Source organism: Williamsia sp. (assembly GCF_036566845.1).
Lineage (GTDB): Bacteria > Actinomycetota > Actinomycetes > Mycobacteriales > Mycobacteriaceae > Williamsia.
Map to the genome: position 1 here is coordinate 26,630 of NZ_DATCVM010000211.1, position 19,215 is coordinate 45,844.

23 protein-coding genes are annotated in these 19,215 nt (G+C 64.5%); all 23 read left to right on the forward strand.

Going from position 1 to position 19,215, the window contains the following annotated elements:
* Position 1: 1 nt before the first annotated feature.
* Complete coding sequence (locus VIQ49_RS20430; RefSeq protein WP_331888044.1) at positions 2-448, forward strand: hypothetical protein; 447 nt, start codon at positions 2-4, stop codon at positions 446-448.
* A 34-nt stretch (positions 449-482) separates the two neighbouring features.
* Positions 483-1,424, forward strand: a complete 942-nt coding sequence (locus VIQ49_RS20435) for a hypothetical protein (protein WP_331888046.1) — start codon at positions 483-485, stop codon at positions 1,422-1,424.
* Complete coding sequence (locus tag VIQ49_RS20440) at positions 1,421-1,945, forward strand: hypothetical protein (RefSeq protein ID WP_331888048.1); 525 nt, start codon at positions 1,421-1,423, stop codon at positions 1,943-1,945. Before VIQ49_RS20435 ends, VIQ49_RS20440 begins: the two co-directional genes overlap by 4 nt.
* A complete protein-coding gene (locus VIQ49_RS20445; protein WP_331888050.1) occupies positions 1,942-2,343 on the forward strand; it encodes a hypothetical protein in 402 nt (133 codons plus the stop codon). The genes VIQ49_RS20440 and VIQ49_RS20445 overlap by 4 nt, the downstream gene beginning before the upstream one ends.
* Positions 2,330-2,662, forward strand: a complete 333-nt coding sequence (locus VIQ49_RS20450) for a hypothetical protein (protein ID WP_331888052.1) — start codon at positions 2,330-2,332, stop codon at positions 2,660-2,662. Before VIQ49_RS20445 ends, VIQ49_RS20450 begins: the two co-directional genes overlap by 14 nt.
* Positions 2,662-2,943: a hypothetical protein gene (locus tag VIQ49_RS20455; RefSeq protein WP_331888054.1), complete on the forward strand. Its 282-nt coding sequence runs from the start codon at positions 2,662-2,664 to the stop codon at positions 2,941-2,943. Before VIQ49_RS20450 ends, VIQ49_RS20455 begins: the two co-directional genes overlap by 1 nt.
* Positions 2,944-2,947: 4 nt before the next feature.
* Positions 2,948-3,358, forward strand: a complete 411-nt coding sequence (locus VIQ49_RS20460) for a hypothetical protein (RefSeq protein ID WP_331888056.1) — start codon at positions 2,948-2,950, stop codon at positions 3,356-3,358.
* 78 nt (positions 3,359-3,436) lie between these two features.
* The gene (locus VIQ49_RS20465; protein WP_331888058.1) at positions 3,437-4,306 is read left to right on the forward strand and encodes a hypothetical protein; all 870 of its coding nucleotides are present in this window, start codon (positions 3,437-3,439) and stop codon (positions 4,304-4,306) included.
* An 81-nt stretch (positions 4,307-4,387) separates the two neighbouring features.
* Positions 4,388-4,585: a hypothetical protein gene (locus VIQ49_RS20470; protein WP_331888060.1), complete on the forward strand. Its 198-nt coding sequence runs from the start codon at positions 4,388-4,390 to the stop codon at positions 4,583-4,585.
* Complete coding sequence (locus VIQ49_RS20475; RefSeq protein WP_331888062.1) at positions 4,582-4,890, forward strand: hypothetical protein; 309 nt, start codon at positions 4,582-4,584, stop codon at positions 4,888-4,890. The genes VIQ49_RS20470 and VIQ49_RS20475 overlap by 4 nt, the downstream gene beginning before the upstream one ends.
* Positions 4,877-5,470 carry a hypothetical protein gene (locus VIQ49_RS20480; RefSeq protein ID WP_331888064.1) on the forward strand — a complete coding sequence of 198 codons (594 nt, stop codon included), beginning with the start codon at positions 4,877-4,879 and terminating at the stop codon, positions 5,468-5,470. Before VIQ49_RS20475 ends, VIQ49_RS20480 begins: the two co-directional genes overlap by 14 nt.
* An 83-nt stretch (positions 5,471-5,553) precedes the next feature.
* A complete protein-coding gene (locus tag VIQ49_RS20485; protein ID WP_331888066.1) occupies positions 5,554-5,880 on the forward strand; it encodes a hypothetical protein in 327 nt (108 codons plus the stop codon).
* A gap of 4 nt (positions 5,881-5,884) precedes the next feature.
* A complete protein-coding gene (locus VIQ49_RS20490; RefSeq protein ID WP_331888068.1) occupies positions 5,885-11,191 on the forward strand; it encodes a hypothetical protein in 5,307 nt (1,768 codons plus the stop codon).
* Complete coding sequence (locus VIQ49_RS20495) at positions 11,188-12,030, forward strand: hypothetical protein (RefSeq protein ID WP_331888070.1); 843 nt, start codon at positions 11,188-11,190, stop codon at positions 12,028-12,030. The genes VIQ49_RS20490 and VIQ49_RS20495 overlap by 4 nt, the downstream gene beginning before the upstream one ends.
* On the forward strand, positions 12,030-13,640 hold the full coding sequence (locus VIQ49_RS20500) for a hypothetical protein (protein WP_331888072.1): 1,611 nt from the start codon (positions 12,030-12,032) through the stop codon (positions 13,638-13,640). Before VIQ49_RS20495 ends, VIQ49_RS20500 begins: the two co-directional genes overlap by 1 nt.
* A complete protein-coding gene (locus VIQ49_RS20505; RefSeq protein WP_331888074.1) occupies positions 13,637-14,053 on the forward strand; it encodes a phage gene 29 protein family protein in 417 nt (138 codons plus the stop codon). Before VIQ49_RS20500 ends, VIQ49_RS20505 begins: the two co-directional genes overlap by 4 nt.
* Positions 14,050-15,588 (forward strand): peptidoglycan DD-metalloendopeptidase family protein, encoded by a 1,539-nt coding sequence (locus VIQ49_RS20510; RefSeq protein ID WP_331888076.1) that lies wholly within the window; start codon positions 14,050-14,052, stop codon positions 15,586-15,588. Before VIQ49_RS20505 ends, VIQ49_RS20510 begins: the two co-directional genes overlap by 4 nt.
* Positions 15,589-15,607: 19 nt before the next feature.
* The gene (locus VIQ49_RS20515; protein WP_331888078.1) at positions 15,608-16,012 is read left to right on the forward strand and encodes a hypothetical protein; all 405 of its coding nucleotides are present in this window, start codon (positions 15,608-15,610) and stop codon (positions 16,010-16,012) included.
* 2 nt (positions 16,013-16,014) lie between these two features.
* Entirely contained in the window at positions 16,015-16,527 is a 513-nt protein-coding gene (locus tag VIQ49_RS20520) for a hypothetical protein (protein ID WP_331888080.1), read from the forward strand.
* Positions 16,512-16,856, forward strand: a complete 345-nt coding sequence (locus VIQ49_RS20525; RefSeq protein WP_331888082.1) for a hypothetical protein — start codon at positions 16,512-16,514, stop codon at positions 16,854-16,856. Before VIQ49_RS20520 ends, VIQ49_RS20525 begins: the two co-directional genes overlap by 16 nt.
* On the forward strand, positions 16,853-18,481 hold the full coding sequence (locus tag VIQ49_RS20530; RefSeq protein ID WP_331888084.1) for a DUF7257 domain-containing protein: 1,629 nt from the start codon (positions 16,853-16,855) through the stop codon (positions 18,479-18,481). The genes VIQ49_RS20525 and VIQ49_RS20530 overlap by 4 nt, the downstream gene beginning before the upstream one ends.
* A gap of 9 nt (positions 18,482-18,490) precedes the next feature.
* Positions 18,491-18,691, forward strand: coding sequence for a hypothetical protein (locus VIQ49_RS20535; protein WP_331888086.1), 201 nt, complete (start codon positions 18,491-18,493; stop codon positions 18,689-18,691).
* A 31-nt stretch (positions 18,692-18,722) separates the two neighbouring features.
* The coding region (locus tag VIQ49_RS20540; protein WP_331888088.1) for a hypothetical protein at positions 18,723-19,215 on the forward strand (493 nt) is incomplete at its 3' end.

The window sequence follows — 19,215 nt, forward strand, 5'->3', positions numbered from 1 at the left end:
CATGTCCGGAATCGTGCAGGTCACCAAGGGTGGCCCGAAAACCTTCACCCCTGCCTCCGGCGAGACCATCCTCGGCGGGCAGCTCGTCGAGGGCCGCGCCGGTGGCCGCATCGGTGTCGCCGGTGCAGCCAGTCTCAAGGTGCTGGGTGTGGCGCTCACCGATGCCATCGCCCCAGAGCAGGTGGTCACCGACCCCACCACCGACAGTCTGGGTCGACCGGTGCTGACCGCAGTCGCGATCCCCACCAAGGTTGCCGTGGCGTACGCGGGCACCGAGGTGAAGGTGACGTACTCGACTGCGGCCGCGTTCGGCGACAAGCTCGTCGCGACCGCTACCGGCAAGGTCGCTCCGGCCGGTGCCACGCCGGATGCCCGCACCATCGTGGGGATCTGCACCGAACCCGCCGGCGTGTTGATCAACACTGCCGGCCTCATGCGGATCATCTGACCGCTCACAACACGAGAAACGAAGGAGCACAACCATGGTTCAGAAAGTGGTGAGCGTGTCGGACGGCGGACGATTGACCGTCTCCGATTTGGTCGCGAGTCCCCTGTGGATTCCCACCAAGCTCAAGGAACTGATGGCCAATCAGTTCATCAGCGAGGCGTTGTTCCGCAACGCAGGTCCCAACCCGAACGGCATTGTCGGGTTCCGAGAGGGCGATCCACTGTTCCTCGACGATGACGTCCAGGACGTCGCCGAGTTCGGCGAGATCCCGATCAGCGCTGGATCTCGCGGCGTGCCGCGGACTGCGTTCGCGGTCAAGAAAGCCCTCGGCATCAGCGTCTCGAAGGAGATGATCGACGAGAACAACATCGGTGAGGTGCAGCGGCAGATGACTGCCCTGAAGAACACCTTCATCCGCGCCAACGACCGCTCGGCCAAGGCGCTGCTGCAGTCGAATGCGGTCCCGACCATCGCGGTCACCACCGCGTGGGATCAGGCCGGCGGCAAGCCGCGGACCGACATCACCAAGGCGATCGACACCGTCACCTCGGCTGCACCGGTCGCGCCTGCCGCGACCAGTGACGACGAGTACTACGGCTTCGAGCCCGACGTGATGGTCGCTCACCCGGGTCTGCTCGCCACGCTGATGGACAACGAGCAGATCCTGAAGATCTACAACGGCAACATCGCTGACCAGAGCATCGCCTACACCGGCGTGTTCCCGGGGCAGCTCTATGGCCTGAACATCATCAAGTCGCGGACCTTCCCGAAGGACCGGATCTTGATCATGCAGCGCGGCGTCGCCGGTTTCTACTCCGACACTCGGCCGCTGCAGTTCACCGGCCTGTACCCGGAGGGCAACGGCCCCAACGGTGGTCCGCGTGAGACGTGGCGTTCGGATGCCTCGCACAAGCGCGCGCTCGGGCTCGATCAGCCGAAGGCCGCAGTGTGGCTGACAGGAGTGGTGACGCCATGACCGACTACGTTTTGAAGGCAACGTATTTCGATCAGGCCGTCGAGCGAGACGAGAAGGGTCTGCCGACCAAGATCGTCAAACATGCTCAGGGCGCGGTCATCTCCGACCTCGACGAGGCCGAGGCTACGCGGCTGTTGGGTTGCGGTGCGGTCGTTGTTGCCGAGGTCCAGTCCGCGCCGCCCGCAAAGCCCAAGCGCGCACGCCGTTCGCGCAAGTCGACGGCCACCGCTGGCAAGGAGTCGGATCAGTCGAACGCTGACGACGACACCGATGGCGACGAGGGTGGTGACGATCTCGACGGCCTCGAGGGCGACGAAGGGGACGACGACGGCGGCGGCTCCGGCGACGATGAGGGTGCCGCCGGCGACGCCCCGGCCGATGCGCCACCGAAGGGCACCCTGCCCAAGCCGCCGAACACCGCTGATCTGGAGCTGTGGGTCGCGTACGCGGTCGATCAAGGTCTCAATGAAGACGAGGCCAAGGGCATGGATCGCGCGGCACTGATCAAGGCGCTGGCGTGAGCGGAGAGGGACCGGAGGCGTTCACGACTGCCGAGCAGTTGCAGTCCGGCTGGCGGTCCCTCTCCAATCCCGAACTGACCTACGCCGCCCAGTTGCTGACAGCGGCCGGTAAGTGGATCCGCGATCAGTACCTCGAGGCCAAGGGTGTCGCGATCGCCGATAACAACCCGGCGGCCCTCACGGTATCGATCGACGTCGTGAAGACAGCGATGATGACCGCGGCCTATCAGGGCCACATCAGCTACAACCGCGTCGAGGGCTCCCGACAGAAGGCTGGCACCCTGGTCAATCCCGGTGGTGCTCTGTCCTTCTCGGACTGGCACAAGGAGCAGCTCGGCATCCCTACCAGCACGTTGGGAATCGGGATCTTCGAGGACTGCCCTGATGCTCGGTACTGAGACCGTGCAGGTAGCCGGTGATCTCGTGCGGGACGGCAACGGCAACACCAGCAAAGTGCCCGATCTCGGGAGAATTCCGAACTGCCGGGTGGAGCAGCTGTCGTCGGCCGAACTGGCCGAGCGGGGTCGCGCCGGCACCGATGACGCGATCCGGGTGTTCCTGCCGATCACGTCGGGCATCTCGAGCAGGACGGTCCTCAAGCTCGTCGACCGTGGCAACGAGAAGTACAAGGTCGACGGTAACCCGCTCCCGGAGATCGATCCGGAAGATCCGGAGCTGTCCGGGTACGACATCACGGCGACGCGAAAGGTTGGATGATGGCTGACTCGTTCACTTTTCGTCTCGACAAGGAAGGTGTCGGCGAGATCCTGCGCACGCAGGTCGCGCCGGTGGTCGCCGCGCTCACCGCCCAGATCGCTGCCGAGGTTCGCGCGGATCTGGCGAGCGAGGACCATGTCGAGGTCGAGGTCGGTGGCTATGTCAGTGACCGTGCTGTCGGGACGGTCACCATCGCCAGCCCCCGCGGCATGCACTACCAGGCCACCCGCGGGTCACTGACCCGCGCCGCAGCGGCGTTGGGCCTCGACGTTCGTGGATAGTCCGTTGCGTGAGCCCGCTGACGCGGTCCGAATCATCAAGGACTGGCTCGCCACCGAGATCGCCGCCCTGGCATCGTCTCCGGCGTTCGCCGGTGTGACCGTAGGCCTGGAGCTGCCGGCGGACTGGACTCTCGGCGAGTCCCCCGCAGCGGTGGTGTTGTTCGACGACAGCGGCCCGTCTGACTGGCCCATCACCACGCAGCCGACCATCAGGTGCACTATCTGGGCCACCGATCGCGACATCGCCATCGCGGTGGTGCGCCGCTGCTTTGGCCTGCTGCTCGGCAAGAGGATCCCCGGGATTGCCACTGTGCGCCCAGGTGTCTCGATTCAAGAGAGCAAGGACCCCAACAACAAGGCGATCGTCGCCTCGTTCACCGTGCGCACTCGAGTGCGCACGATCGCCGTCACCTAGACGGCCCACGACCACCACCCCTCCGGGTGGGAGAACCGCGAATTCCAACACCAACAAGCCCGAGAGGGGTGCTTTGCCATGGCCGGAAACCCGGACAATGCAATTCTTTTCAGCGAAGCCGACGTATATATCCTGCGTCGGAACAAGCTCGGAGCCGGTCAGACCGTCGCCGACTTCATGCCGGAGTCATCGACTGATCCGTTCTCCGAGGAGTGGGACCTTGTCGGTCTGCTCAACGGCGACGACGGGTTCGGCGAAGAGCGCGAGTGGGACGAGACCGACCACTCCGCGTGGGGCTACGGCGTGATCAAGGTGGGTTCGCGCAACTTCGCGATGACCCGTTCGTTCACCGCTCTGGAGCCGGAGAACGACACCAACAGCTACCTGTACTCCCCCGGTGATACGAGCACCCACGTCCGGGTCGCCCAGCCCGCCGAGGAGTACATCGCGTTCGAGACCCGTGGCGATGACGGCAAGACCCGCCGTCTGGTCACCACTCGTCCGGCTCGCATCACGGCGCCGTCGAAGACCCAGAACGAGGCCGACCTCGCCTCGCTCGAGTTCTCCGCGCGAATCTTCCCGAACTCGAACAAGGAGCTGTTCCTCAAGCAGAACGCCGACACTGACGGTGTCGCGGCGGACACCGACGAGATCAACCGCTACCGGATCCGCCTCACCGGCGGACCGACCGGCGGCACGTTCTCGCTGGCCTACGCCTTCGATGGCGACACCGACACCGTGGCCGGCGTGCCCGTCGCCGGCACCCCGTCGGCGGTCGAGACGTTGCTCGAATCTCTCGACACTGTCGGCGCAGACAACGTCGAGGTGTCCGGAGTCCCGGGCAACTGGATCGCCGAGTTCGATCTCGACACGCCCGGTGTCCTCACCAGCCCCGCAGCGGCGCTCACGGGCGGCACCACGCCCGCCGTGGTCGTCGAAGCGGCATAAGCCTCGCCCGCCGGGAGTTCAATCGCGGTTCGCCCGGCGGGTGAGGTTCCACCCCTGAACCGCGCACGAAAAGGGTTCGCGATGCCCGATGTTCCACAGAAGATCGTCGTCGACCACGAAGCACAGAAGCTCTTCGTCGACGGCGAGGAGTTCCCGTGGTTGATCACCGAGGAAGGTCCGACCATCAACCCGGCCGGACCTGACGAGATCCCCACGGTGACAGTGACTCTCTTCACCGCACAGGTTGAAGAGGTTGACCGGGCGGGCGCGAGCGAGTGAAGCGCCCACCGACCGACGAAGAGATCACACAGGCAGCCGCTCAGATGGGGTTGCTCGACGAGAACGGCAAGGTACCGCGCAACAAGCGATCCCTTGTCGCGCAGACCCTCATCAACGCGGTGGTCCTCGACGAACAGCAAACCGTCGACACGACCCGCACTGAAGAGTTCTGCGGCCGAATTACCGCAATCCACAACGGATTGTCCAACCTGCCAGAAGCAACCACAGCCGGCATCCTCGCGGCGGTGGCCCCTGTGATCTGGCGCCAATCACCAGAGAAGGAACCGCGACATGACCGCACGTAAGACCAAGGCAGTCGAGCCCGACGAAATCGATCTCGATGATGTGAACTCGGACTACTACACCGACGACGACGAGCTCGACGACGACCTTGAGGTAGACGCCGAGTACGAGGACGAAGACAACGAACCCGAACCCGAACCTACACACCGCATTCCACGCAAGCGCGCGGCCGCCAAACAGTCTCGGATTCCGGCGAACGCGCCGCGCCCGCAGGACCGCCAGACCAAGGCTGCCAAGAAGGCACCGGCGAAGAAGGTTGCCGCCAAGCGCGCACCGGCCAAGCGAGCCGCTGCCAAGCGCGCGCCAGCCAAGCGAGCCGCTGTGCAGGTCGAAGCCGAGGATGACGAGTTCATCGAGATCGAGCACGACGGCCTGGTGCTGACCATCCCATCTGACGTCTTGAAATGGTCGATGGAGGCGACGTACGCATTCGAGCAGGGCAACGCGGTGACCGCGGTGAGCGAGCTTGTCGGCCCGAGAGGTTTCGCCGAGATCCGAGCAAAGCGGTACAACAACGAGGAATTCGGTGAATTGTTCGAGAAACTCGCCGAGGTCGGCGGGTTCTACACGTCGGGAAACTGAGAGCCCTCCTCGGCGTCCTCCGCACGAAGACCGATCTGGTCGAAGCCGATTTGTCCCGGTTTCACCAGATCGATCTGCGGGACTTGTGGCGGTTCGACGAGGAGGGCCGCCGCAAGCTCACGCTCCGGATGATCTTCGTCCGGATCCGGCATCTTCCCCACACCTCGGCGCTGGCGATCGACAGCAACGACGGGCAGTACCCGTGGACACTGACCGATCACCTGATCGCGGATCTGTGGGCGCTGAAGAACCGCGAGCTTCGCGGCAAGAAGGGCAAGGACCATCCGGGCCGCCCGAAAGTTGCTAAATCCAAGCAGGTTTCACCCGAGCGTCAGCGCAGCCTGACCGCCGCTCGCCGCCGCCTGGCCGCGCGCCGCCGGGCCGCTGCGAACTTCAATCGAGAGGAGTGATTCGTTGTCCAACGTTGGTTACGCAACACTCCAGGTCTTCGCGTCGCTGCGCGGGATCTCCGGAATCGGCAAGCAACTCAACTCGCGTCTCGCGGGTGAGAGCCGCCGCGCCGGTGCGGTCGCGGGCGAGAGCTTCGCCGAGGGTCTGCGCAGCACCAATCAGGCGGAGCGGGTCGGACGCCAACATGGACAGCGATACTCGAATGGCTTCGCGTCGGGAATGAGGTCTGGGCTCAACACAATTCGAGCCGCATTCGGGTTCATCAGCTCGTCGGCAGGATCGGTGATCCGCAATGTCGGGACCGCGGCGACAGTAATCGGGTTGGCGGCGCGCGCGGCCAAGATGTTCAGCCTGAGCCTGCTCGCGGCCGCGACCGGTTTGAAGATGGTCGCCGGAGTCGGGTTGATGAAACTCGCTGGGGCGCTGCGATTTATCGCGATGATCGCGGGCAGAGTGGCGACCCAGATCGCCCGTATCACCTCGGCGATCCTCGTGTTGCAGGCAGTCGCCGGAGTCATCGGGATGATGACGCGGATGGCACGGGCCATGAGCATGGTGACGATCGGTGCCGCAGCCCTGCTCGGTGCGGTCAGTGCCCTCGGCCCGGTCATCGCCGCCGCTGGCGCTGCGCTGGTGACCCTCGGCGGTGTCGCCGCTGGAGCCGCGGTTGCCGGAATGTCGGCGGTCGGTGCCGCCGTCGGGACGCTGAAGGTTGGCCTGTTCGGTGTCGGTGACGCGTTCAAGTCGATGGGTAAGGCCTCGACCGGCGGTGGCGGCGAGACCGTCGACACTGCCAAGCAGATTCGGAGCGCTGAGTATCAGCTCGCGCAGGCGGTCGAGGATGAGGCTGACGCACAGAAGGACGTCGGGCGGGCCCGTGACGACGCGCGCAAGAAGCTCCGCGACCTCGACCTGCAGCTGCAGGGTGCGGCGCTGTCCGAGAAGGAAGCGGCCCTCGATCTCGCCGACGCTCGCGACGAGCTCGCGGCCGGCGACTTCGACACTGGCCGCGAACGCGAACGCGCCGCGTTGCGGGTGCAGGAGGCCGAACACCGAGTCGCAGAGATCCAGCGCGACAACGGTGATCTCGCGAAGGAAGCCGCCGATGCCCGGTCCAAGGGTGTCGAAGGCTCGGACGAGGTGGTGGCCGCCCAGGAGCGGGTAAAGGACGCCACGCACCAGGTGCAACAGGCCCAGGAGTCCCTCAACGAGGCCCGCAACCCGAAGTCCAGCGCCAGCGCGGGGTCCGACCCGTATGCCGAAGCCATGGCGAAGCTATCGGGCAATGCCCAGGCGCTCGTCGGCGCGGTGCAGACGGTCAAACCAGCGTGGGACGACATGCGTAAGTCGGTGCAGGACTCGCTGTTCGCGGGGCTCTCGGATCAGGTTCAGCCGCTGGCCAACACGTGGATGCCGTTGCTCGGTGATGCGATGCGCAATGTCGCCGGCGGATTCAACGATGGCGCCAAGAGCGCCGCCGGTTGGCTGAACTCGGCGCAGGGCGTCAATCTGGTGTCGACGTGGCTGGGTACGTCCTCGGCGATAGCGGCCCGGTTCGGTCAGACGCTCGCGAACCTGCTGCCGGGCTTCGCCGCCATCGGCGCCGGCGCGGGACAGGCCTTCGAGCCGCTCACCCGCGGTCTCGGCGACTCGGCGAAGCGACTGTCGGACTGGCTTGTTCAGGCCCAGGAGACGGGCAAGATCAAAGAGTTCTTCGAATCGTCGATGGCCACGATCGGGCAGGTCTTCACCAACGTCTCAAACGTGGTGGGCCCGCTAATCGCGCTGTTCCGCGATCTCGGCGCCACCTCAGCAGCCGGCCTCGCACCCGGATTCGTTTCAGTCGGCCAAGCAATCAAGGAGGCCACCCCCGGACTTGTTCAAATGGCCGAGACGCTGATGCCGGCGCTCGGCAAGGTGATGACCAACCTCGCGCCGATCCTCCCGACCCTGGTGCATGCCTTCACGCCCTGGTCACAGATCTTGGCGGTGCTCGCCCCGCACATCGCGACGATCGTCACGATGCTCGCCCCGTTCGCGCCGCAGCTGTTGGCTCTCGCCCTAGCGGTCAAGGCCATGACAATCGCGATCACCCTCTACAACGCGGTGATGCTCGTGGTGAGCAATGCGACGAAGATCTGGACCGGCATCCAGATCGCGTTCAACGCCGTGATGATGGCGAACCCGTTCGTGCTGATCGCGGTTGCGGTCGTCGCGCTGGTCGCGGCGATCATCCTCGCGTACAAGAACTCCGAGACCTTTCGCAACATCGTGCAGAAGGCATGGGAGGGCATCAAGGCCGCGTGGACCGCAGTCTGGGACAACGCACTCAAGCCGGGGTTCGACGCCTTTATGGCCGCGCTGAAATGGATCGGCGACGCCGCGCTGTGGCTGTGGAACTCGGCGATCCTACCGGCCTTCAACGGCATCAAGGCGGCGATCGGTCTCTGGTGGGCGGGAGTGAAGATCTACTTCGACCTGCTGATGCTCATCTGGAAGGCCATCGAGATCGCCGCCCTGTGGCTCTGGCACAACGTCATCGAGCCAGTGTTCAACGGCATCAAGTCAGCGATCTCGCTGTGGTGGGCTGGCGTGCAGATCTACTGGGATCTGCTCAAACTCGCCTGGAAGGCCATCGAGACTGCCGCCATGTTCTTGTGGCACAACGTCATTGAACCAGTGTTCAATGGCATCAAGGCGGCGATCGGACTGTGGTGGGCTGCCGTGCAGGTCTACTGGGATCTGCTCAAACTCGCCTGGAAGGGCATCGAGACTGCTGCCATGTTCTTGTGGCACAACGTCATTGAACCAGTGTTCGATGGGATCAAGACTGCTGCCGACCTCATGTGGAGCGGCCTGTCGATCATCTTCGACGCCATCAAGTCGGGGTGGAACCTGCTCGGCGACGGAATCCGGGTCATCGTAGACACGATCATCAAACCGGCGTTCGAAGGCGTCAAGACCGCTCTGCAGACCGTGGGCGACTTTTTCGGCACGATCGTCGAAGGCATCAAGACCACCTGGGACAAGCTCAAAGGCTATGTCGCGACGCCGATCAACTTCGTCATCGAGACGATCTGGAACGAGGGCCTCCTCAAGGCGTGGAACAAGGTCGCCGGGTTCCTACCCGGGCTCAAGGAGATGGCTCCGCTCGACAAGGTGACGTTCGCCGAGGGTGGTCCGGTTCCGATGGGTAAGGGAGCAAAGCGCGGCAAGGACTCTGTGCACGCGCTGATGATGCCCGATGAGCACGTCTGGGATGTCGCCGACGTTGCGAAGGCCGGTGGTCACGGCGCGATGTACCGGATGCGCGGCATGGTCGAGTCCGGCATGCCATTCACCTGGACGCCCAGCGGTGTCGCCCCGGCCGGACACGGCATCGATCCAACGATGCCCAGGTTCAAGGACGGCGGCGGCGTTGCCGCGGGAACCAGGTTGTCACCGAGTTCCGGAGAGGGCGGTCTGCAGTCGATCGCAGTCCTGGCGAAGCGCCTGATTCACCACATCTGGCCGCAGGTCAAGGACATTGGCGGCTACCGCCAAGACCCTTACCCCGAGCACCCGTCGGGCCGTGCACTCGATGTGATGGTCGGCAACGACATGAAGACCGGCGACGCGATCAACGGGTGGGCGCTGGCAAACAACAAGGTGCTGCCGCTGATTCACAACCTGTGGCGCCAGACGGTGTGGACCCCGGACGGCGGGAAGTCGCCGATGGAGGACCGCGGATCACCCACTCAGAACCACATGGACCACGTCCACGCCTGGTACCAGGACAAAGCGATGGACCCGAACGTCGCACCCGAGGGCCTCGTTGGGGCAGATGGACTGTCGTCGACCGACAAGATGGGCATTCTGCAGAAGAAGGTCAAGGAGATCCTCGATAAGGCACTTGATCCCATCAAGGACGGCATCGCTGGCGTTATCGGTACCGCTCCGCCGGAGTGGCTCGCTGTTCCCGGGAAGGCCCTGACGCGAACGAAAGACGCTGCGGTCGAGAAACTGTTCGACGTTGTCGGTGGTCTCGGCGAAAAGGTCGCTGAGGTGTACGACAAGGCCAAGGACATCTCGTCGACCATCGCCAGTGTTGTCAGCAATCCGATCGGCGCTGCTGCGAACCTGTTGGGTTTCGCTGAGGGTGGTGCCGTCCCTGGATTGTGGCGCGACAAGGGCGGACTCATCCCAATGGGCCAGTCGGTTGTGACGAACGAGACGGGCAAGCCCGAGGGTGTCGTCAATTGGGATCAGATGGAGCTGCTACGTCGCGTGCTCGAGGCCGCGGCGATCACGAAGCCGTCGGCACCATCGACGACCACGCAGGACAGTTCGCGATTGAAGACGGGCCAGGAGCTGCTCGTCGACGCCGCGGGTCTGTTCCGCGACGGTGTTGTCGACTTCTTCGGCGTCCCGAGCTGGATGACCGATCCGGCGGGCGCGTTCTCCAGCGACGACGGATCGAACGTCCGGGTGTCCGCTGGCACCGGAACCGACTCGACGACGACCTCCGGAGCGCAGGCCGGCAACTCGGCGATCGACAGCACCACCGGCCGATACACCCCGCCCACCTATGGCAACGGATCGACGATAGGCACGACGGAGGTGCCCCTCGAAACGGCAATGCCTGACATCCCGAAGCAGGGACCGGACTTCTACTCGTACGAGATCACCCGGGCCGCCAAGGAAATGGGGCTGATCAAGAGGGCTGCGATCATCGCCAACGGCACAGCTCTCGTCGAGGCCGGCAACCCGCTGAAGATGTGGGCGAACAACGCGGTGCCCGAGTCGCTGAAGTTCCCGCATGACGCGGTCGGCTCCGACCACGACAGCGTGGGCCTGTTCCAGCAGCGCGACAACGGTGCGTGGGGCACGGTCGCTGACCGCATGGACCCGTTCCGGTCTGCGGGCATGTTCCTCAATGGCCTGGTGAAGCTGCCGAACTGGGAGTCGATGGACATGGGCGTAGCCGCTCAGTCGGTGCAGCGCAGCGGGTTCCCCGATAAGTACGCCCCGATGATGCCGATCGCCGAAGGCCTCGTCGACAAGGCAGCACTGTTCGACACCGGCGGCATCTGGCAGCCCGGCACGTTCGGTTTCAACGGTCTCAATGAACCGGAGCTCGTCCTGAAGAAGAACCAGTGGGGTGTGGTGGCAGATCAGACCAAGGCTGTGCGTGAGCTCGTGAAGTCCGCGGGCGGTCGCGGCGGGGACCAGTACATCACCGTTCACGGCAACACTGCCGGCGACATCGTGACCGAGTTCCGGCGTGAGCAGTGGGCCGGGTCCGCCGGCTACGGATCGAGGCAGCGATGAGCGCCGGGCGGCTGGTCATCTGGCGCGGTGTCGACGGCTCGGTGTGGCACCTGCACGGGCCCCGCATGGGCGAGGAGGGCGTGTTCCTGACCTCCTTCGCCGGGCTCTATCACCCCGTGCGGGTGCCGCTCGACGAGCGCCCGGCCTACATGGCCGGCGCCCGGCCCGGCATCCCGAAGACCGACCCCCGGGTCATCGACATGAAGATCTTCACCTCCGCCGAAACAGAGGAGGGCTGGGAAGAAGTCGAAGAGCGCTGGTGGGACTCGTGGTCGGACGAGCAGGACGGCACCCTCGAGGTCTACAACCACCGCGGGCAGATGCGCGATATCGACCTGCGCCTGCAGAAGTACCCGTCTGAGCCGTTCGACTTCGAGCCCGAGGAGGTCTTCGACTGGACGATGCCGACGATCGCCTACGGCGCGTGGTTCCGCGGCCCGATCATGACGTCAAAGTGGACCAACACCGACGGCACCGGCGAGGGTGTGCTGCGGATGGCCAATCCCGGCGACGTCGAAATCTGGCCGCAGTTCGCTGGCCGCAACCTCGAACTCGGCGAGATCTACACCGTCCCTGACGGCATCGCTGGGGATTCGCTACCGCTGCCGGACTTCTCACCTGAGGAAGGTGACTGGCTGGTCGACACCGACCAGTTCCAGATCCAGCTCGAGGACATGGGCAACAGTCAGGCAATCGCGCGGATGGCGGCGATGAAGTTCCAGCACGCGATCCCTGCGAAAACCAAGGTCCCCGTGGAAGTCCCGGTCTCGGTCGAAGGCGGGACCACTGCCGCCGAGGTCAAGGCGTACATGCGGCCGCTGTATCGGAGGCCGTTCTGATGGCCGTCTCCACAATCGATCTCGACGACGTCCGCCACCACATCCTGCAGCGCCGCGCGATCGAGGAACGCCAGCGCCTCGAACGCCCGCAGATCATCGTCAAGGACAAAGAGTGGCAGGTGGTATGCAACCTGCGAGGTGAGTTGGCCGGCGACTTCGACGACCTCGCCAACGAGGCCGGCGAGGGTGAGTTCACGATCCTCGCCGAGCACATGCTCACCGAGTGGCTGCTGCGGCCATCGCTGCGTGAGGAAGACGTCCACGTCACTGTCAAAACGCGGTGGCGCGAATGGAACGGCAAGTGCGACTCGATCCAGCGAGTCATGCAGGCGGGCAAGCTCGTTGCGATCCGCGTCCACTTCCTGCACGACTACAACGTCACCAAGAAGCTGGTGTGTTTCGCAAACCCACCGCTGCCCGCCGAGCTGCAGCCGATCAAGGCGATGCCGTACGCGGGCCCGTCGATCTCGGGGATCAATCTCTACGGGCTGACGAACATGTGGCGCGTCCAAGCACCCTTGTATGAGCCGCCGGCAGACATCTTCGATCCGGGCAGCTGGTTCGAGGGTTGGAACCCCGACAACTGGTGGACCACGATGGTTCCCAACAACCCACTCCTCGATCCCTCGGCGCACACCGTGCTTTCGGCGCGGTTCCCGATGTTCCATGACCTGATCAAGCCAACGCTCGACGACGCGCGGATCCTGCTCAAGCCGATGCGCTGGAATCCGGGCGACCCGCAACCTGCTCCGGACTTCTACACGCTGCAGGATCATTCGGTCCGCGTGTTCAAGGCGATCGACAAGTCGGGATACTCCGGGCCCACTGGAACATTCATCGACGGGATGCTCAACCTCGTCGCCACCGGTGCGTCGGACTACATCAACGAGATCCTGGCGCTGCTTTCGCGGCCTGAGGTCCCCGAGTACAAGATGCTGAACTGGTTCGGCGTCAAGAACGAGGCTCCGTGGATCGCGTTCCCTGAGGGGAAGTACTCCACGGTGTCGTCGTCGACGATGACCATCCACAAGGCTCTGGCCTACGCGATGGTTTCAGGCGGCAAGAGCCCCCAGTGGGTGAACAGCGTCGCTAAATTGGCCGCGAACGCTGCGTTGGGGTATCTCGGTGCGGCCATTGGTAATTCGGGTCTCGCGCTCGGTGTGTTCGACTTTCTCCTCGAGGACACCATCCTCGCGTTCCACCGGATGCCGAACCTTCCGCGCAAGGCGAAGATGGGACCGGACGCGTACTGGGAGCACTGGGTCCAGGGTCCGGGTGTCGGCTTCACCCTCTCCACGTTGCAGGCGATGCGCACCGGGTTCTGGGACACCCGCGGCTACACCAGCTTCACTGCCGAGATCGGCGACCGCAGCCCGTACGTCGTCGGCAAGCACTTCGACCTGATGGACCGCGTCGCGTTCGAGATCGGCGGAGAACTCTACGTCGACAACGTCACCCGCATCAACCTCAAGTGGGACCGGAACACGTTGCCCACCAACACCATCACCATCGGCAACGGTCAGGCCGAGGAAGAGCCTGCCGCGAAGCTGATGCGTTACAAGGAGAACATCATGACGCTGATCCAGCAGCAGGGAGTGATGTCGTCATGACATACCCCGGCGAACCCGGCTATGAACCGTACAGCCCGGGCAAAGCTCACAAGTGGGCGGAGTACTTCAAGGACATTCCCCTCGAGGGGCAGTGGGTCGGCCGCGGGAGGACACGGGTGTGGGTGCCGTCATCGCGGGGTCCGATCCAGCTCCCCCAGACCCACAACAGACTCGCCGAGCACCTCGAGCTGATCGGCGGATCGATCGACCCGAGCAAGGCCAGGATCGTCCGCGTCGGTCCCACCCGGGGCGGTAGTGATCTCACCTCGTTCGGCACCTGGCAGGACATCAAGCGTCCACTCCCCGACGTCAACCCGGTCGCCGAAGCCAAACAGGCTCTGGCCGGTCTCACCCCCGCCGAGCTCCGGCAGTTGGTCGACGAAACCAACGAGCATCTGGACGAGCTCCGATGACGCGCCTGTACCCGATCGCTGCGGGCAAGTACTCGATCTCGTCGGGCTTCGGGTCCCGTCCGGGTGGGTTCCATGCGGGGCTGGACTTCGCGGCCCCCGACGGCACGCCCTTCTACGCGTGCCAGGCCGGCACCGTGCAGTACATCGGTGCGGCCGACGGATACGGCCAGTGGATCGTGATCGACTCCGACGACAACCAGGGCGCAGGGTGCCTCGAGTACGGGCACATGTGGGACGCATTCAAGACGGGCCTGCGAGTGGGATCGAAAGTCGCTGCCGGACAACTGATCGGCTACGTCGGGTCCAACGGCGGATCCACCGGACCGCATCTGCACATCAGTGTATGGCCCCGCGGTTACGGCGACGGCCAGAAGATCGACCCCGCCGCATGGCTCACAGGTGCCGGACATCCCGGCGCATCGACACCGAAACCAACACCACCAGTAGGGAGTACGCCCATGGGCGCACCAGCATTCCGCGAAATCGACATGATGGGCAACAACCGCAGCAACCGGTTCGGCGCCGCAGTGGTCTTCTTCCTCGGGCACACCGAGGAAGGGAACGCCACTGCTCAAGGCCTGGCGGCCTCTGGCAACTCGTCAGGAAACTTCAGCTATCACTACGTGTGCCGCGACGGGATCCTCGTCGACATGGTCGACACCGACTTTGCCTCATGGTCGGTACTCGACGCCAACCCTCGATCGATCAACTTCGTGTTCGCCGGTTCCCGAGCCAGCTTCACCCGCGAACAGTGGCTACAACGCCGCAACGACATCGCGATCTTCGCGTGGATCGCAGTGCAGGACAGCAAGAAATACCCGATCGGAAAGGTCGTCAACCCCGGCCGCAACTATCCGCTCGGCAACCGACCGTGCATCGCCGACCACTACTTCGTCACCCGTGTCCTGGGCATCGGCGACCATTCCGACCTCGGACCCAACTTCCCATGGGACGTCGCCGAGGCATACGTCCGCGAATACCTGACAGGAGTACCCGCAGTGCCACCAGAGAACCTCATCAACAAGGAAGCCGCCAAGGCCGGAGCATGGATCGGCAAACGACTCGCCCCCGAAGGTATTGCCGGCGAAACCATAACCCCCGACGGCCGCGGGAAATGGGTGAAGTACGAAAACGGCTACGTGTACTTCACCGACACCACCGGCGCACATGCCATCCCCAACTACATCTTTCACACCTGGTACCAGCTCGGCGCCGAGAAGGGCGTCGCCGGATATCCGACCGGGTCTCACTCGGTGCTCGCCGGCGGCGAGGTCCAGGGCTTCGAGGGGGGCGCGATCTACCGCCGCGGTCACCCCGGGCAGAACGAACAGGCCGGCGTGCTGATCGGCGGAAAGATCCGCGAGAAGTGGAACAAGTCCGGCTTCGAGAACGGCCCCTACGGCTACCCGGTGTCGATGGAGACCAAAACCAAATCCGGTGCGATCTGGCAGCAATTCGAGAAGGGCCGCATGGCCTTCTCCCCCGACAACGTCGTCGGACTGTTCACCCAAGACGGCCCCGACATCATCAACTGACATGAATGGAGAACACATCATGACCACGCACACCACCAACCTCCCAGCCCGTCTTATCTTCGGTCGCGAGCCTGCCGCGATCTCGGCGGCCATCATGATTGCTGTCGCGCTGATCGGCGGTTTCCTGACCCCGATCGCGGCCGACGCCCAGGCGCTCATTCAGGCCGTGGTCGGCGCGATCCTCGCGCTGATCGTCGCCACGCAGGTCCGAGAGAATGTTGTACCGGCGATCCTCGCCGCCCTGCAGGCAGTCGTGCCGCTCGCTGTGTACTACGGGCTCGAGTGGACCCCGGAGCAGCAAGCCCTCGTATTCACCGCCGCATCGGTGATCCTCGGGCTCGTCGCTGGTCGCCCCAACCTCACACCCAAGGTCACGATCGACGCTGTCCAGATCGGACCCGACGAGTTCGACGCAACGGCGTGAGCATGCTCCGGCAGCTGCTGCTGCCGATCAGCGGCCGCTTCTGGACACTCCTCGACAGCGAGTCGATGCGGCTCTACCAGGCCCTCAAGTACACAGCCATCTTCGTGATGGGTTTGTACATGAGCGCCTACACCGCCCCGACATCCACCCACTCGGCGTTCGGGGACATTGGAACTCCCATCTGGGTGTCAATGACGATGATCTGCCCGGCGCTCACCCTGCTCGGGGTGCACTGGTCGCGCCTCGGGCGGGTCATCAAGATCGATGCCGCCAACACCTACACCGGCTACTGGATGCAGTTCGCTGGCGACATCGGAGTCGCCGGCCTGCTGCTCGCGTATGTCGTTGCTGTGGTTCAGGAGTCATGGTCCAAAGGCCTGTTCGCGGCCGGAGTCGTGTTCGCTGTGGCGATCGGCTGCTCGCTGCTCGCAGTGCGCGACATCCGGAAGGTGATCCAGGCAGAAAAAGAGAAGGACGGCGACGGAGATGAGGAGAATTCATGGGCGCAGCGCTGATCGTGCTCCTCACCACTGGCCTGACGGTGTTGGCGTCGGTGAGTACGGCGTTCCTTGCGGGCTGGTTCGGCCGGAAGTCTGAACGCGCGAATGCTGCTGTGCGCGTGGCTGAACGCGATGAGAAGTACACACAGCTCGCAGCGAACATCACCGACGAATACCAGGAGTTCCGGGCGGAGGTACGCGTGGAGTTGCGCGGCATCAAGAAGGCGGTCGGCGGTCTGCTCGGCACCGTCGAGGATGCATTGCCGCTGCTCGTCGATTCGCGCCCCGATGTCGTACAGAAGATCCGGGCTGACATCGCCGAGGTGCGGGACGTGATGACGTGACCTCACCTGACGGCGCGCCGATCCCTGCGGGGTCCCAGCCCCAGACCATCGGGTCGTGGGACATGGAACTCGATGTCGAGGAGTTGGGCGATTTTGTTCTGGCGAAACCGATCGCGTGGCTACTGCACAAGCTGCTCGGTGTGCCGATCGAGGACTACGACACCATCGCTGAGATCGAGGCCGCACTCAACGACTGGTGGGACAGCATCCCGATCATCGGCGACCTCGACAACGTTATCGGGGCGCTCAAAGCGGCATTCGATGGCGACCCGCTGCCCGGCGGCAATCCGCTGACGGACCTCTTCGACGCGGCGAAACAAGCGGGCGACCAAATTCGGGACATCGTCGAGAACATCAACCTCGGCGTCGGCGGATCCGGTGGCGCACTTCCGGTGTCCCAGGTGTTCACCGACATCAGCGGCATGATCCTCGACATCATCAACTCGACGACACAGGCCGTCGAAGCCAAGGCTGCGCTGGCCGCATTGCTGGCAGCCCAGCAGGCCGCGGCATCGGGCGGCCGGTACGACTCAGACAACTTCACCCGCGCCAACAGCGCCGACCTCGGCAGCGAGTGGAGCCCGTACCGCAACGGCGCTGGCACCCTGGGGATTACATCGAACAAAGCGGCATGGAAATCGTCCGGCACCTCTGGCGCCACCGAGTATGACCGGTTCCTCGGCACCGAGTATCTGACCGACTACCAATCGGTTTCGGACACCATCTCGGGCACCTGGCCAATCGGGTCGGCGAACACAACCCTGTTCGCGCGCGCCGACACGACTACCGGAATCGTCAACGGTCAAGCCTCCCCCCTCAACGCCGTGGGCGTGGAGTACGGCAGCGACAGTGCGATCAGACTAATAACCGTCGTTGCCGGAGTGCAGGTCTCGCGCGGAACCTACGGGTATCTAATGCAGGCCGGGGACACCCTCGAACTACGGGCAGGCACCCTCACGAGCGTCCGGCAATTCCAGGTCCTGCTTAACGGCACGATCATCATCTCCTGGACCGACACCGGGCCCGTGACCATGCTGGGCGCCGGCTACCGATGGTCTGGACTGCGCGTCGGCATCGGAGGCGGGGTATTCGGCCAGGCGCCGATGCCCGCCATCGCGAACTTCGCGATGGCCGATCTACCCGCGGGCGCCGGCCTGACCGGTGTGGGCTGGCGGCTGTACCGGGCCGCGACTTCGACCGTGGCGGTCGCGGAAGGTTCAGTGTTCCCAACCTTGTTCGATACCGCGGAGCTGGGTGTGGGTGTCACGTTGGGCACCCTGGGCACCGGGGAGATCGTCGTACCCAAATCAGGTTGGTACCAGATCAAGGTCGGCATCACTGTGTCGTCGTACGCGGTACCCGCCAACGCCACCCGCACTTTCACTCTGGGTTGCTACGTCGGCGGCGCCCTGTATGAACGCGGCCTGAAACATAGATGGACTAGCGGCAGTACCGCAGTGGCGGCCGATGATCACACGCTGTCGGACAGCTTCATCGTGTACGCCCAGGCGGGGCAGACAATCCGCTGCGCGCTGCTCGCCGGCTTCACGCTCAACATCCAGGGCAGCCCCGGCGGCGACATGACGTTCTTCAAAGGCGCGCTGATGAGCCCGCCCGGATCGTAAGGAAATCACATGGAACAGAAGACAATCCACCTCGACGAGCTGCCAGGCATCGACATCGTCATCACCCGCGACCCCGACGACGGCGGTGACCTCCCCCAGGGATGGCTCCGCCTCAGCTGCTGGGACGCCGCGCTACGCGGAACCGACCCCGAGAATCCCGAGCTTGGCCTGCTGAGCACTGGCGGCACCCTGGGCCCCGGCCCGCTGTGAATCACTCGACCCTGACACCCGAGGAGCCCTGATGACCGCAACACTGTGGGATGACTACCGGATCACTGATCCGACCGCGTTGATCGAGGGTGTGATCTCGCTGGTCGCCACCTCCGAACGTGATGCCGGCGACGGCAAGACGCTGGTGCGCATCGAACACATCATCAAAGTCGAGGACTCGGCGTACGAGCTCACCGAGGTCCCCGGCGGTGAGTACGACGTCTCCCCGCGTCTGTCGGCGAACGGCCTCGCCCAGGCCGGCGATTCCTTCAAGATCGTCCTGCCCGACACCGGAACCTGGCGGATGCGTGAACTGCGCACCATGTACGAGGGACCGCCCGCTCCCGACCCGGATCTGTTTCTGACCACAACGGCAGCTGCGACTACTTATGCCCCGCTCGATGACCCGCGTTTCTCGGGTGTGGTGGCGCAGTACGACCTTCGGAGCTTCCTCGCCCCGGGACAGACGTTCCCCGACAACGGGACGCTCGACGCGGCACCGCTGATCAACTCGGCAATCGCCA